At 46.8% G+C, this 15,329-nt stretch carries 16 protein-coding genes and 1 rRNA gene; 1 reads left to right on the top strand and 16 read right to left on the bottom strand.

The features are described from left to right. Positions 1–59: ribosomal RNA gene (locus J2T16_RS27175) — 16S ribosomal RNA — on the bottom strand; the annotation flags it as partial. Positions 60–408: 349 nt separating this feature from the next. Further along, the gene (locus tag J2T16_RS27170) at positions 409–957 is read right to left on the bottom strand and encodes a hypothetical protein (protein WP_221788862.1); all 549 of its coding nucleotides are present in this window, start codon (positions 955–957) and stop codon (positions 409–411) included. Between the two features lie 87 nt (positions 958–1,044). Between J2T16_RS27170 and J2T16_RS27165 the strand changes: the two genes are divergently transcribed. Then, positions 1,045–1,635: a TetR/AcrR family transcriptional regulator gene (locus J2T16_RS27165; RefSeq protein ID WP_221788861.1), complete on the top strand. Its 591-nt coding sequence runs from the start codon at positions 1,045–1,047 to the stop codon at positions 1,633–1,635. An 84-nt stretch (positions 1,636–1,719) separates the two neighbouring features. Here the strand turns inward: J2T16_RS27165 and J2T16_RS27160 are convergent, their stop codons facing one another. From J2T16_RS27160 to hslO, 14 genes are all read right to left on the bottom strand, one after another. Next, the gene (locus tag J2T16_RS27160; protein WP_221788860.1) at positions 1,720–3,057 is read right to left on the bottom strand and encodes a TrkH family potassium uptake protein; all 1,338 of its coding nucleotides are present in this window, start codon (positions 3,055–3,057) and stop codon (positions 1,720–1,722) included. Between the two features lie 157 nt (positions 3,058–3,214). Continuing rightward, a complete protein-coding gene (lysS, locus tag J2T16_RS27155) occupies positions 3,215–4,726 on the bottom strand; it encodes a lysine--tRNA ligase (RefSeq protein WP_090924642.1) in 1,512 nt (503 codons plus the stop codon). A 113-nt stretch (positions 4,727–4,839) separates the two neighbouring features. Next, positions 4,840–5,319: a transcription elongation factor GreA gene (gene greA, locus J2T16_RS27150; RefSeq protein ID WP_090924651.1), complete on the bottom strand. Its 480-nt coding sequence runs from the start codon at positions 5,317–5,319 to the stop codon at positions 4,840–4,842. Positions 5,320–5,570: 251 nt separating this feature from the next. Continuing rightward, positions 5,571–6,590: a tRNA dihydrouridine synthase DusB gene (dusB, locus tag J2T16_RS27145; RefSeq protein WP_090924641.1), complete on the bottom strand. Its 1,020-nt coding sequence runs from the start codon at positions 6,588–6,590 to the stop codon at positions 5,571–5,573. 46 nt (positions 6,591–6,636) lie between these two features. Further along, a complete protein-coding gene (locus J2T16_RS27140) occupies positions 6,637–6,831 on the bottom strand; it encodes a helix-turn-helix domain-containing protein (RefSeq protein WP_154892101.1) in 195 nt (64 codons plus the stop codon). Next, positions 6,792–7,340, bottom strand: coding sequence for a 2-amino-4-hydroxy-6-hydroxymethyldihydropteridine diphosphokinase (gene folK, locus J2T16_RS27135; protein ID WP_154892081.1), 549 nt, complete (start codon positions 7,338–7,340; stop codon positions 6,792–6,794). Before folK ends, J2T16_RS27140 begins: the two co-directional genes overlap by 40 nt. Before the next feature lie 9 nt (positions 7,341–7,349). Then, positions 7,350–7,712, bottom strand: coding sequence for a dihydroneopterin aldolase (gene folB / locus J2T16_RS27130; RefSeq protein WP_090924638.1), 363 nt, complete (start codon positions 7,710–7,712; stop codon positions 7,350–7,352). An 80-nt stretch (positions 7,713–7,792) separates the two neighbouring features. Beyond that, entirely contained in the window at positions 7,793–8,659 is an 867-nt protein-coding gene (gene folP, locus J2T16_RS27125) for a dihydropteroate synthase (protein ID WP_221788859.1), read from the bottom strand. After that, complete coding sequence (locus tag J2T16_RS27120; protein WP_336121453.1) at positions 8,656–9,549, bottom strand: aminotransferase class IV; 894 nt, start codon at positions 9,547–9,549, stop codon at positions 8,656–8,658. Before J2T16_RS27120 ends, folP begins: the two co-directional genes overlap by 4 nt. A gap of 1 nt (position 9,550) precedes the next feature. Further along, a complete protein-coding gene (gene pabA, locus J2T16_RS27115; RefSeq protein WP_090924635.1) occupies positions 9,551–10,129 on the bottom strand; it encodes an aminodeoxychorismate/anthranilate synthase component II in 579 nt (192 codons plus the stop codon). A gap of 77 nt (positions 10,130–10,206) precedes the next feature. Beyond that, on the bottom strand, positions 10,207–11,820 hold the full coding sequence (locus J2T16_RS27110) for an anthranilate synthase component I family protein (protein ID WP_154960454.1): 1,614 nt from the start codon (positions 11,818–11,820) through the stop codon (positions 10,207–10,209). A 225-nt stretch (positions 11,821–12,045) separates the two neighbouring features. Continuing rightward, positions 12,046–12,984 (bottom strand): cysteine synthase A, encoded by a 939-nt coding sequence (gene cysK, locus J2T16_RS27105; RefSeq protein WP_090924634.1) that lies wholly within the window; start codon positions 12,982–12,984, stop codon positions 12,046–12,048. 400 nt (positions 12,985–13,384) lie between these two features. Then, complete coding sequence (locus J2T16_RS27100; RefSeq protein WP_154892084.1) at positions 13,385–14,335, bottom strand: peptidyl-prolyl cis-trans isomerase; 951 nt, start codon at positions 14,333–14,335, stop codon at positions 13,385–13,387. 23 nt (positions 14,336–14,358) lie between these two features. Then, a complete protein-coding gene (hslO, locus tag J2T16_RS27095) occupies positions 14,359–15,276 on the bottom strand; it encodes an Hsp33 family molecular chaperone HslO (protein ID WP_154892085.1) in 918 nt (305 codons plus the stop codon). Between the last annotated feature and the right edge of the window lie 53 nt (positions 15,277–15,329).

Below are 15,329 nucleotides of genomic sequence, written 5' to 3'. Positions count from 1 at the left end.
TGCATGTATTAGGCATGCCGCCAGCGTTCGTCCTGAGCCAGGATCAAACTCTCCAATAAAGTTATTGAAAAGAGCGATAAGCTCATTTTGAATCTCACGAGATTAAAAATCTCATTTTTGATCTTGCAAGCAAGATCGATACTCACTCGTTGTTCAGTTTTCAAAGATCAAACATATTCAGTCACTGTCACTCATTCGCTTCAGTAACTTTTATATCATATCATTTCCGAACCAACTTTGCAAGCTCTTTTTTCAAGTTTCTTTCGAAGCTTATTTTTATTGGCTTACCGCACCGTGTAAACTGTGTTTTCTTGGCCGGAATTAGAATATACCATGTATGATTTTTGATTGCAAGCTTTTTTTCACTTTTATCAAGAACTTGATCATTTCATAAGACAATCTGAACCGTTAACCTATATTTTTAGCAGGAGCTTTCCTCGGCCAAAAGCTATAACTAATACTTATCACGAGATCAATCCCCAGCACTATTGCCCATACTCGGATTAGACCTGAAAACACCTCTGTTCGAGCTGGATCACCAATCCACCATATCATAATATACAAAAGCGCACTTCCAATACTCCAAGCCAAAAGATGTCTGACCCACCCTATACGCTCGTTCCTTGCATGTTCTCTTCCATATAACTTATTCCGCCTAGGATTCTCTCCCCCTCTAAACCAGTATTGAAAGTAACCATCAGCCCAAGCGATCATTTGATGTCCAAAAGCAATGCTTACTCCAATATAGATAGCCGCTATACCATGAACCATACTTGCTGTTGCTCCGCGTTGAAGATCTACTACAGTAGCTACGAGCAACAAAACATCAACAATTGGTGTGGCGGCAAGCAAAGCCAATCCCAATCGCTTCTTACCCAGCATATACCGAACACTTAGCCCTGCCGCGACAAATATCCAAAATGCAATCTCACAGGCAATAATGAAATAAGCAACCATAATTACACCCCTTTTATATAATACGACTGTATTATAATTAATTTAACACTTTTGTACCATAATAATCAATGGTGTTATAATCATGACATGCCTAAAATCGTTGATCATGACAAACAGCGCTTGCTCGTAGCCGAGGCCGCTTGGCGTATTATCCGGAAAAATGGTATGGAACAAGCTTCTGTTCGAAATATCGCTGAGGAAGCTGGAATCTCGGTCGGATCCATGCGCCACTATTTTTCCACTCAATCGGAGCTTCTGTTATATGCAATGAATTTGGTTTCGGAACGGGTGACTGCCCGGATTCAAAGTATGTCTTTCGACGGGCCTCCGATGGAACATATGAAACAGTTACTGCTTGAATTCATACCCAATACGGATGAGAAAATGGCTGAAATGGAGGTGTGGTACGCTTTTACTGCCAAATCCAAAACGGATCCTGCACTTAAGAAACTGGCTGACACTGTATATAATGATATTAGACGAGCTGTCGAGATCGTTATTACTTCGCTGGTGAAGCTCGGCATCTTCAGACCAGATCTAAATCAGGAACTTGAGATCGAGAGACTATATGCTCTCATTGACGGCTTGGCTATCCATGCCGTGCTTAGACCCGATCAGATAAACGGCCAACTTATGGACAACGCTCTCACCTTACATCTGGCCTCTCTATGTCCTTAGAGCGCAACATAAAAAACGCAGTACATTCAATGCCACTCCATTTTTACTCATAGGGGTAGATATCGAATGTCTGCGTTTTTTGTTTTATCCAATAATGATCCGGCCTTCTGGATGGCGATACAATTTCTTCTCTTTACGGGGACGAAGTGCATACGCAATCGTTAGCGGCCCAATCCGACCAACAAACATGGTGAAGGTAATAATGATTTTGCCCCAATTGGTCATCTCATGGGTTACGCCCACCGACAGCCCCACCGTACCAATAGCAGATGCAGCCTCAAACATGAGGGAAAGGAATGGTGCATCTTCGGTTGTAAGTAACAGCATCACTACAATCATGAAGATACTGAGGGAAACCATAATGATCGTCAGGGCTCTCATAAGCAGATCTTTAGGTACACGTTGACGAAAAAAAACAATGTCCTTGTTGCCCCGAATCATGGCATATACAGCACCAATCATGATCAGAAACGTGGTTGTTTTAATCCCTCCACCTGTCGAACCTGGAGAAGCGCCAATAAACATGAGCAAAATAAAGAAAAACTGAGTCGCTTGTCGCATCTGCGTAATGTCAATCGTACTTGTCCCGGAAGAACGCGTTGAGACAGACTGAAAGAACGATGCGTAGATCTTCTCGCTCCAAGTTAGTGAACCAAGCGTGTGACTGTTGGTGAATTCGAAAATAAACAACACCATTGCACCTATACCGATCAACGCACCTGACACGGACAGCACCAATTTCGATTGCAAAGATAACCGGCGGCGTTTGCGATATTCAAACAGGTCATTCAACACAACAAAACCAAGTCCACCAGATATCACGAGAATCGAAGCAGTAATGTTAAAAATCCAGTCTCCGGTATAATATTGAAAACTGTTGCCAAACAGATCAAACCCACCATTGTTAAACAAGGAAACGGAATGAAATATGCCGTAGTATACGGCCTGCATAAAAGGCATCTCCGTTGCCCAGCGTAAAGCCAGAATGACCGCAGCTACCCCTTCAATAGTGAATGAAAAGATCAGAACCTTGCGGATAATCCGTACAATTCCCTCCATACTGTCCGCATTAATAGCCTCTTTCAGTAGCAACCTGTCTTTAAGAGATATGCGTTTGCCCAGCACAAGTGCAAACAATGTGGCCATGGTCATGAAACCGAGCCCGCCAAGTTGCATTAGGATCATGATGACAATCTGACCAAACAAATTGAAAGTTATTCCTACATCCACCACAACTAGCCCAGTCACACATGCCGCTGATGTAGCTGTGAATAAAGCATCAATAAAGGCTAGATGTGTGCCACTCTGATTAGAAAACGGCAACATCAACAAAACGGTCCCAATAGAGATAATTAGCAAGAAACCTCCAACCAATATTAACGGAGGAGATATGAACCTGGCGATCTGAAGCCTGAACTTCATGAAGGGCACCTCTTTTAACCAAAATAAAAATAGGAGCAACTTGTGACCCGTAGCACGTCTGAATGAGTTGCCTATGTAAACCCAAAGAGGAACTTGCCCCAGCTTGAAGCAAGTGGCAGGTTCCTCTTCTATTATGAACGAAAGATACGTTCCTTATTTACTCTTGTGTACGTGGACGCATATGCGGGAAGAGCAGTACGTCACGGATGGACGGTGAATTGGTCAACAACATGATCAGACGATCGATACCGATTCCCAGACCACCTGTTGGTGGCATACCATATTCAAGTGCACGGATGAAATCGTCATCCATCTCATGAGCCTCATCATTACCGTGCTCTTTCTCCAACATCTGAGCTTCAAAACGCTGACGCTGATCAATTGGATCATTCAGCTCGGTGAAGGCATTGGCATGCTCACGTCCAACGATAAACAACTCGAAGCGATCCGTGAAACGTGGATCTGCATCGCTTTTCTTCGCCAGTGGCGAGATTTCAAGCGGATGTCCCATAATGAACGTTGGCTGAATCAACGTTTCTTCAACAAACTCTTCGAAGAAGGCGTTCAGGATGTGACCAAATGTCATATGTGGTTCAACTTTTACGTTATGCTGTTTCGCCAAGCTGTGCGCTTCCTCATCCGTCATATGAACGGAGAAGTCTACACCGACAACTTCCTTAACCGCATCCACCATGGTCACACGGCGCCATTGCGGCTTAAGATTCACTTCATGATCTCCATATTGGATAACTTGTTTACCCAATACTTCCTGTGCGATGTGAGCAACCAGGTTTTCAGTTAAAGCCATGATATCCTTGTAATCCGCATAAGCCTCATACAACTCAATCATCGTAAATTCCGGATTGTGACGTGTAGACATACCTTCGTTCCGGTATACGCGGCCAATCTCATATACTTTTTCCAGACCGCCGACAATCAGACGTTTCAAGTGAAGTTCAATCGCGATCCGCATGTACAGTTCCATATCAAGCGCATTGTGATGAGTAATAAACGGACGAGCCGCCGCACCACCTGCGATTGTATGCAATGTCGGTGTCTCCACTTCCAGATAACCATGGGAGTCGAGGTAACGACGCATGGATTGAATGATTTTGGAACGCATAATGAAGGTCTGCTGCACATCAGGGTTCATGATCAGGTCTACATAACGCTGGCGATAACGCAGTTCAACGTCAGTCAAACCATGGTATTTATCCGGGAGTGGATAAAGAGATTTCGACAACACTTCCAGGTCTTTTACTTTAACGGAAGTCTCACCCGTTTTGGTTTTGAAGACAACGCCAGTTACCCCAACGATATCCCCGAGATCAAGCAGGCTGAATGCCGCAAACTTGTCCTCAGGTACGCTATCCTGACGAACATAGATCTGGATTCGGCCGCTCAGGTCCTGAATATGTGCAAAGCTTGCTTTACCCATGCCCCGCTTCGCCATAATCCGTCCGGCAATACTGACTTCGATGTGCTTCTCTTCCAGCTCTTCCTTGGTCAGTTCTTCATACTTCTTCAGAATGGAGCCGGCTTCTTCGGTACGTACGTATTTTTGGCCAAAAGGGTCGATTCCCAAGTTGCGGAGCTCGTCCAATTTGTCGCGGCGAATCTGTAACAGCTCGCTAAGTTCGGTTTCCTGATTCAAGACTTCATCCGTCATGATCTGTATTCATCTCCTTATTTACATTGCAGCCTGTGCGTGAGGCTTGTCCGTAATGTTGAAAAAAGCTTCCCTAAGGAAGCTTTTGTCTACTACGCCTGACTGCTTCGTTACTACAGCTTTTTAATATCTACAATTTTATATTGAATTACGCCAGCAGGCACACTTACATCAACCACTGTGCCTTTTTTCTTGCCCAAAATAGCTTTACCTACAGGACTTTCATTGGAAATCTTGTTCTGAAGCGGATTGGATTCCGCTGTACCTACAATCGTATATTCTGTGATATCGCCGAATTCCAAATCCTCTACAGTTACGGTTGCACCCACACTTACGGAATCGGTATCGATTTCGTCGCTGTTGATAATTCGTGCGTTACGCAACAGCTTCTCGAGTGTGATGATACGTCCTTCAATAAAAGCTTGCTCATTTTTCGCATCTTCGTATTCGGAGTTCTCGCTGATATCACCATAGCCGATAGCTACTTTGATCCGTTCAGCCACTTCGCGGCGCTTCACTGACTTCAGTGTTTCCAGTTCTTCTTCCAGCTTCTTGAGTCCTTCTGGTGTAAGGATAACTTCCTTGTCGCTCATCTCAACCGATTCTCCTGTCATGGGAATAATTTGATTGTACGGCAACGGAATCAGTGCTGATGACAGAACTCCGCCCGCATACATCTTCAAAACTATATGAAGTTCTCCAGAGAAATAGAATATTCCTCCTGATGCACTATACTTAGTAAACGCACATGGCGAATTTATACTGAGAAATTATAGGTGAACGATCTCGAAAAGTCAATGTTACATCCCCTGCGGCTGTAAACGTTTTACAACACACCTCTTAATTAAGAGGCATTACCCGCAATTACCGGTTCAGACTCCAGATTTCCTTCCATTTTCAACTGCTCCACAAAGTTCTCCAGAATGCCCACCATTTCGTCTCGCTTGGTTCCTTCCATAATAACATCCTTAATCCGGGCCGATCCTTTTAATCCCTTCAAGTACCAAGCCAGATGTTTACGCATTTCGCGTACAGCGACTGTCTCATTTTTGAGTGCAATTAGTCGATCCATATGCAAAACAGCTACGCGGATTTTCTCCTCCGCATTCGGGTCAGGGGGAAGCTGGCCTGAACTCAGGTACTGAATTGTGCGATATAACATCCATGGATTACCCAAAGCAGCGCGCCCAATCATTACTCCGTCACAGCCGGTCTCATCGAGCATACGGCGTGCATCTTCCGGTGAAGATACGTCGCCATTACCGATGACAGGAATAGAGACTGCTTCTTTGACATTTTTGATATGTGACCAATCCGCTGTACCTGTGTAGAGTTGTTCTCTTGTCCGTCCATGCACGCTGACAGCACTTCCGCCAGCTCGTTCCACCGCAAGAGCGTTCTCTACCACATAGATGTGTTCGTTGTCCCAACCGATCCGCATTTTAACGGTGACTGGTTTCTCAACAGCTTCTACAACAGCCGATACCATCTCATAGATCTTGTTCGGGTCCAGCAACCAGCGTGCACCTGCATCACACTTCGTTACCTTCGGAACAGGACACCCCATGTTAATATCAATGATATCTGCATTGGTTTCCTTATCTACGATTCTAGCTGCCTCGACAAGTGATTCCCGGTCGCCTCCCCAAATCTGCAGACTGAGCGGTTTCTCACGTTCATCCACAAATAACATCTCGCGTGTCCGCTGGTTGCCATGCACAATGGCTTTACCACTCACCATCTCAGCGCAGACAAGGCCCGTACCAAACTCTTTGGCGATCAGGCGAAAAGCAGGATTACACACACCAGCCATAGGTGCAAGAACAACCTGATTCTTCATTTCAATATTACCAATCTTAAGCATGCTTGCTGTTTCACCTCTTTATCCGTTCTTCGTTATCCGCCGTTCATTATTTCCCTTGTAATTCCTCGATACTAATCGCGAGCACACCCGCTATCTTACTTAGTTCCTGTGGTGTAACTTTCCGATTTCCACGTTCAATCGTCCCCAGAATAGCCAAAGATATACCTGTCTCGGCCGCAAGCTCATGCTGGGTTAACCCTTTCAGCTTCCGGAACGCCCGGATTCGGTTGGCCAATTGCATGTTTTCCAACGCTGTATTCCATCCTTTCCATCCAGTACAGACAACGATGCGTGTACAAAGGTATGCAGACCTGATGCCTCGTTCTGCGGTACGATGTCCGACAGCGGCACCAGTACAAAAGCCCGCTCTCCCATACGGGGATGCGGCAGTTGAAGCAGTTCGGTATCTCGCGTCTCTCCATGCATCCAGAGCAGATCCAGATCCACCGTACGCGGGCCCCAGCGAATATCCCTAACCCGTCCAAGTTGATTCTCTACACTGAGCAATTCGGCGAGCAAAAGCTCCGGCGTCAGATTTGTACTGACCATAGCAGCCATATTCAAAAACGCAGGCTGATCCACATATCCTACCGGCTCTGTCTCATATAGTGCAGAGCAGCGCAGCACAGATATATGAGGATGTTCATTCAGAAGCGTTAACGCTTCAAGCAGCGTCTGCTCCCGATTACCCAAATTAGCCCCTAAAGCAATATAAGCCTCTGAGGATTCAGAGGTCGAATGTGCAATCATGATCGGTTCTCACTTTCTTGAGCGGCGAAGCTCTACCGTTACGCCTCCAAAATGAATATCAAATGGCGGGTGCGGCTTCGTCACCTTGACTGTCAATGCATTGATAATAGTATAAGTGTCTAGTAAAGAAGATGCAATATGTTCACCCAACGCTTCAATTAACTGGAATGATTTATTTTCGACGATCTGCTTCACCAGCTCATGAATCTCTGCGTAATTAATCGTTTTGGTCAGATCATCGTTACGCCCAGCCTCACCCAGATCCATATCGATCTCCAGATCAATGTAATACCGCTGACCTAGCTTTCGTTCTTCTGCAAACACACCGTGATACCCGTAATACTCCATGCGGTGCAATACCATTCTGTCCATCAAGTTCCCCTGCCTTCTATTCAAATACTTTCTATATCAAAACGCTTCGCTTCAACATGAGGGGCCGTGAAGGCCCTCTATTACGATCTTCTCCGTAAGCCCGGAGAACGATATAACATCGCATCACACATGTCCGCCGTCCGCCGGATTGGCTTCACATCATGAACCCGTACCAACTGGCAGCCTTGGGCAATGCCAAATGCAACCGTTGCTGCCGTACCTTCCAGCGCATCGTCAGCACCTACATCCAGCGTGTGCTGGATGAATCTTTTGCGGGATGTAGCAAGCAGCACGGGATACCCCAACTCGTTTAACAGACCGAGAGAAGACATCAACTCCAGGTTCTCCGAGAGGTCCTTCACAAAACCAATCCCTGGGTCCAGTATAATCTGACTCTCCTCTACGCCCGCTGCAAGTGCAAGTCGCACGCTGTCCTGCACATCACGCACAACATCAAGCAGGTAATCGGTGTAGTCTCTTGTCTGCTGGTTATGCATCAGAATAATCGGGCAACCCAGCTCAGCAGCAGTCCGCGCCATATCCGGGTCGGCCTTGGCCCCCCATACATCGTTGATGATATGGGCTCCTGCCAGAATGGCTTGGCGCGCAACGTCCGCCTTGTATGTATCCACGGAGATCGGAATATGCGGCGCCTCTGCACGCAAGGCTTCGATCACCGGAATAATTCGATGAAGTTCTTCATCTGCGCCAACCACCTCTGATCCTGGACGGGTGGATTCTCCACCGATATCAATCAGATCCGCACCGTCCTCCATCATTTGTTTCGCATGGGCTACTGCCCGCTCCACATTATTGTAGCGCCCACCATCTGAGAACGAATCTGGCGTGACATTCAAAATGCCCATAATCTGCGTTCGGGAGCCCAGTGTAATTGAAGCTGGTCCCCATTCATATTTCCGTTCATAGATGACCGGTGTAAGTGTCATGAAGTATACCCCGCTTTCTCCCGGTACATACGCAGCAGTACTGCCGTTACCGGACCAATCCGTCCATTGCTGATATCTGTTTCAGTGCCGCTCAGATCCCGCAACGTCGTCACCGGCACGAGCTCGGCTACGGAACCCGTCAGAAAAATTTCATCTGCTTGCTGTAGATCTTCCCATAGTGCCTGCACCTCTACGCAAGCGATGCCTTGATCTGCAGCAATCTCCATCACTACCGCTCTAGTGATCCCTGGAAGAATGCCTGTTGACAACGAAGGGGTGTAGAGAACTTTCTCTCGCACCCAAAATATATTGCTGACAATGCCCTCCGCAACATAATCGTCGCGCGTAAGTTGTAATCCTTCTGCGCTCAGTAATCGCTGGTCTTGCCCGCCATAACTGTTTAATTCACGTTTCGCCAAGATACTGTTCATGTAATGAAGCGACTTGAATCTGATTTGGCTTTCCGGTGTATTACGAGGTGTAGATAGACGTTGTAGCATTTTGCCCCTTTCATACAGAGTAGGAAAAGGGTCAGGTAATGATTTTGCCAGTACGATATGTGTGGGGTCTGTATAATTCCCCGAAGGTAGTCCAAGCGGCGCTTCACCAGCAGATACTGTATAACGCACGTACGCATCCTTAAGTTCGTTTCCCTGCATCAGACGGGATATCCAGTCTTTGACTTCCTCTGCTGTCACTGTAAAAGGAATGCCCAACTCTTCACAGCCTGAAGCCATGCGCTCCAGATGCCTTTCCAGAAGGTAGGGTACTCCTTGGTATGTTCGAAAGGTCTCGAACAGCCCCAGTCCGTACAAAAAGCCGTGATCCGTTACAGGAACCACAGCGGACGCCAGTTGAACCAGTTCCCCGTTAATCGCGGCATATTGCATATTATACGTTCGCTTTTTGCTGTGCTAGGAAATTGCGAAGCATCTGATGACCATGATCTGTAATGATGGATTCCGGGTGGAACTGTACCCCTTCAATCGCATACGTTTTGTGACGCAGACCCATAATCTCTCCTTCAGCTGTTTCCGCTGTAATCTCCAGACAATCCGGCAGACTACTACGTTCCACGATCAATGAATGATACCGAGTTGCCGTAAACGGAGAAGGCAGCCCCGTAAATACCGATGTACCCTGGTGATGCATCTCCGATGTTTTGCCGTGCATCATCCGATCCGCTCGAATGACATTGCCTCCAAACGCCTGCCCGATCGCCTGATGTCCAAGACAGACGCCAAAGATGGGTATGCTTCCTTTGAAATGTTCGATAACTGCCAAGCTGATCCCCGCTTCATTCGGTGTACATGGACCTGGAGAGATCAGAATATGATCCGGTGCCAGTGCTTCAATACCTGCCAGATCAATCTCGTCATTGCGGCGAACTTCCACCGTCTCCCCCAATTCACCCAGATATTGGACCAGGTTGTAGGTAAAGGAATCGTAATTGTCGATAACCAGAATCATAGGTCTGCTCCTCCTCATATTCCACCGCAGATTACGGCGGATGCCTTGTTTATTTTAACTTATTCCATTTCATTGCTTCATTCTGTTCTGTTCGTGTGTTTCTGCTCGCGTTGGGGTTCTCCTGCTGATGCCTGCGCTGTGTCAGCCTCCACTCGTTCACTGTAGTTCACAGCTCGCATCATTGCTCTAGCCTTGTTGGAACACTCCTTGTACTCGCGATATGGATCGGAATCAATGACAATACCTGCACCAGCCTGCACATACCCCGTCCCATCCTTAATCGCAAGAGTGCGTATAACGATATTCAGCTCCATATTGCCACTGTAGTCTATCCATCCGATTGACCCTGTATATGGCCCCCGTCGTACTGGCTCAAGCTCTTCGATAATCTCCATCGTGCGTACTTTCGGAGCACCCGTTATCGTTCCGCCAGGAAACGTTGCGGCAATGACATCAAACACAGTTAATCCTTCCGCCAGCTTGCCTTCCACCTGTGAAACCAGGTGCATAACATGCGAATATTTCTCGATTGTCATTAATTCAGGAACATGAACCGATCCATACGCAGCAATTCGCCCGATATCATTGCGCTCCAGATCAACCAGCATAATATGCTCGGCTCGCTCCTTCTCACTGCCAAGCAACTCATCTGCCATCGCCTGATCCTCTGCTTCATCTCGTCCTCTTCTTCGTGTTCCTGCGATGGGCCGCGCACTCACTTTGCCGTTCTCCACTTTGACGAGCAATTCTGGCGATCCACTGACCAGTTGGAATTCGGGACTGCGAAGCATTCCCATATAGGGTGACGGGTTCACGATACGCAGCCATTCATAGATATGCTCGCTACTGGATTGGAGCTGCTTTTCATGTCGCAGGGACAGATTAACCTGAAATACATCGCCTTGCCTGATATACTCCTGTACCTGAAGAACAGCTTGTTCAAAATCCTTTTGTGGGAAGGACGTCCTCCATCCCTCTGTTTCCCGTTCGGATTCTTCTGTGCGTAGGGCAAGATGAACCCGCCTGTGACGGAGCTCTAACGCTTGCTGTTGCTCCTCTGCCTGAGCGAAACCCATGATATGAAGCCAGCGTTGCTGCATGGCTACCGCACGTTTCCCAGCCGCAGCATAGAGACTCTGTAGATTGGCCTGTTCCTGCTGTTCAGCACTCACTTCCAGATGCACCATACAGAAAAGAGCCTGCTGCTCATGGTCGTATGCCCATATTTCCTCAAAGCGCATCCACCAGTAATCTGGAAGTGTGGGATTATCCTCAGCAATCGTTGGCAGTTTCTCCAGTGATCTGGCTACATCATAGCTGAGGTATCCGGCGCAACCGCCTGCAAAATCTGGTGCTCCGTCAACCTTGGGTGCTCGGTAAGGTGATGTCCACCGTTTTAGCACATCCAGCGGATTGCCCTGATCTGTTCGACTTGTTCCTTGGAACACGTCATGAATTGTGGCTTCCTGTCCTTTGCCGGAAACGATGGATACCGGATTTAAGCCGAGGAAAGTATACCTTCCGCCTTTACCATTCTCCAGCACAATTGCGTTAGGAGATGCTTGCTGCCACGCTGCCTCCCACGTTAGCGGTAAACCACCATGATACGGTCCCTCATCCGACTTCGTTATATATGGTAACATTGTCCAGCCTTGTCCAGCCCATGCTTCCCAGTCGGCGTATGTTGTCATCAGATGTGTCACTGCGGCCCGCCGCCCTTTCCTGTGTCACTATATAAGTTGTGCAACCGAGTGTTCAACTTATATAGTTCTTATTGTTTGATAGTATACTAAAGCGCCGTTGCTTTTAAAAGCATTACGCAAAAAATCCTCCCTACCCGTCAGGGCAGGAAGGATTGATATAAACTGTTCAGAAACATTAAGCTTATCCGGTAAAAGATAGGTCCTATGTCTGAATTACGCCTCGAAATTGTAAAGCGGTGTGCTCAGATAACGTTCGCCATTACTTGGCACGATAACGACAACGCGTTTACCTGCACCCAGTTGTTTGGCTACTTGAAGTCCTGCGCGAATCGCTGCACCGGATGAAATACCGGACAGAATACCCTCTTCTTTTGCAACAGCACGAGCCGTTTCAAATGCATCATCATTCTCGATGTGAATGATCTCGTCATATACTTCTTGATCCAAAATTTCAGGAATAAAGTTTGCTCCAATTCCCTGAATTTTGTGAGGACCCGGTTTGCCACCAGCCAGAATTGGTGATGCTGCCGGCTCTACAGCCACAATTTTGATTCCAGGGAACGCTTCTTTCAACACTTCACCTGTACCTGTGATTGTTCCGCCAGTACCGATGCCCGCAACAAATGCATCAAGCGTGCCGCCTACAGACTGGATCGCTTCAACGATTTCAGGACCAGTCGTTTCGCGGTGAATCTTCACATTTGCTTTGTTTTTGAACTGCTCCGCCATGAAGTAGGACGGGTTTTCTTTCAACAACTCTTCGGCTTTTTTGACTGCACCATTCATTCCTTCTGCTCCAGGTGTAAGTACAAGCTCAGCACCATAAGCACGAAGCAGGTTACGACGCTCCAAGCTCATCGTCTCAGGCATTACAATAACAGACTTGTAGCCTTTAGCAGCAGCAACCATCGCGAGGCCGATCCCCGTGTTACCGCTTGTTGCCTCAATGATCGTACCACCCGGTTTCAGCTTGCCTTCTTTTTCCGCTTCTTCAACAATGCTAACTGCGATCCGATCTTTAACACTTGATCCTGGGTTCTGGTATTCCAGCTTCACCAATACTTCAGCACTACCTTCAGGTACGATATTGTTCAAACGAACAAGCGGAGTACCTCCGATGAGTTCAGTTACGTTATTAACTACTTTAGCCATATGAATGCCCTCCTTAATGGTATAAATGGTACTTAACTCCTGTAAACTTATGCGGTTTCTGCAAGTCAGCCTCTGGATGTTTATGAAGAACTGCGGAAATCCGGTGGTTATCCGATCCTTTCTGCATAAAGAACCACGCAAACAGGTGTAGGTAGCGCCGAGTTTTCCGAAAGTTTCTTTATTACATTGAAAAAACATTTGAATTCATGCATCTCATGTCATGATGTATTTATATCCGAGTAAACGAGTAGGTTTTGATTATTTTCATCTTATCAACGTTACACGCCATTGTCAATATGAGTACTCAAAAAAATACTTTGCCTTGGGCCCTGAGACCGTAGACAAAGTATTTTTATCAAGATGCAACTTCTATAAGACAGGAAAATTGTCAATCTTCGTTTCAGGAGGCAGGAATCTCGGAGATGATCACAGCCTCGTATTTATCGCGCAGCATCTGCTCTACCTGCGGAAGTGGATCAGCCTGACTTAAGGCCAGCTCCATACGAATCTCTTCATGTACTTCCTTTGCTGACTGCTCCTGGCGTTCGGCTTTGTCATTCAGTTTGATGATGGCATAACCGTCCTCAACTTTCACTGGACCAGCAATATCACCGATTGACATATTGGCAGCCCTTTGCAAAATGGATTTAGGTTGGAAAGGGTCGTTCTGATCAATCCACCCTAGTTTACCTCCCGCATCTCGGGAGTAACTATCCTCTGATTCGGAACGAGCCATTTCTTCGAAATCTTTCCCGTTCCGAAGCTCCGTCAATATAGCCTCTGAATCAGACTTTTCTTTTACCACAATAATAGACAGATCATATTTCTCAGGGGTGATATAGTCTTCTCGATGCTCTACCCAGTATTTTTGAATATCGTCATCCTTCACCTGGATACCTGCGGTAGCAATCTTTTCGAGCAGTAGACGGTAACCTGCCTCTAATTCGAGATCCTGCTTCGACAGGCCAAGCTGTGATTTCATGGCATCATAGTATGACTTCTCTGAATCATACCCATCCATCGCTCCAGCCATTTCTCTTGCAATCTCTTTCGGAGTAACCACCAAATTGCGTTGAAGGGCTTCAGCATAAACCGCTTTTCGATTCAACATCTGCAGCAGGATTTCACTGCCATAACGTCGTTTTAATGCATCTGTCCAATCTTTATCCGTAATCACTTCACCGTTAATCGTTGCAACCGTACTTCCCTCTTCCTTGTTGGCATCATGAGGTGTCTCTGCATCTTCTTTCCCCTGATGAAGCACCTGCATCGCCATGAATGTACCCATCACGAGCACGCCAAGTGTCAAAATAACGACCGCCGTCCATAATCCTTTTTCCTGTCTGGTCATACCTCATCCCGTCCCCGCATCGATCAATTCTTGGCTTGTTCTAGGATGGCCTCTAGCTGCTCTTTGTTAAAATCATACGCTTCATTACAGAATTGGCAGACCACTTCAGCTTGCCCCTCTTCTTCAATTAATTGCTCCAGCTCGGACTGGCCTAGACTGATTAAGGTTTGTTCCAGACGTTCACGAGAACAACTACATCTAAAACGAATATCCAGTTCGCCCATGACCTGCACATCCGGCAGGAGACGGCGCAACAATTCCTCTAGCTCGAGTCCTTCGTTCAACAAGGTTGTCACCGGAGGCAGTGCACCAATGGCATTCTCGATTTCTGTAATCTCGGGATCAGTGAGGCCTGGGAGAAGCTGAATAATAAATCCGCCCGAAACAATAACCGAGTTATCCGTATCAACCAGCACACCCACTCCAACAGCAGAAGGCGTCTGTTCTGACTGAGCAAAATAATAAGTAAAGTCTTCGCCCAGTTCGCCCGAGATAATCGGAATGCTACCACGGTACGGGTCTTTCAGTCCCAGATCCTTCGTTATATTTATGAAACCTTCTGTACCCACCGCCCCAGCTACATCCAATTTACCAAAACGATTGCTGGGCAGATGTACATGCGGATTGGAAACATAACCGCGCACCTCACCTTTGGCATTAGCGTCCGCTACGATCTGGCCTATTGGGCCATCTCCGTTCACTTGTATAGTTAGTTTCTCATCACCTTTAAGCATGGCACCCATAATGGCTGCTGTCGTTACTGTACGCCCCATAGCTGCTGTAGCCGTGGGAAACGTATCATGTCTTCTACGCAGTTCTTCTACCAGTTCTGTGGTCTGAACGGCAAACGCTCTTACCTTTCCATTCATCGCTGTACCACGGATCAACCGGTCATGTTTGTTGTTGTTTTCCAAGTCATTCAGCCTCCTTTGGCGTGTCATTTTAATATCCTAACAGAAAAAAACGGCTCAACATTTAAGCTGTAATCCCAGCC

It is taken from the genome of Paenibacillus intestini (genome assembly GCF_030803945.1).
GTDB classification, from domain to species: domain Bacteria; phylum Bacillota; class Bacilli; order Paenibacillales; family Paenibacillaceae; genus Paenibacillus; species Paenibacillus polysaccharolyticus.
The sequence above is the reverse complement of the archived record's forward strand: the minus strand, read 5'-3'. Positions and strand labels throughout refer to the sequence as shown.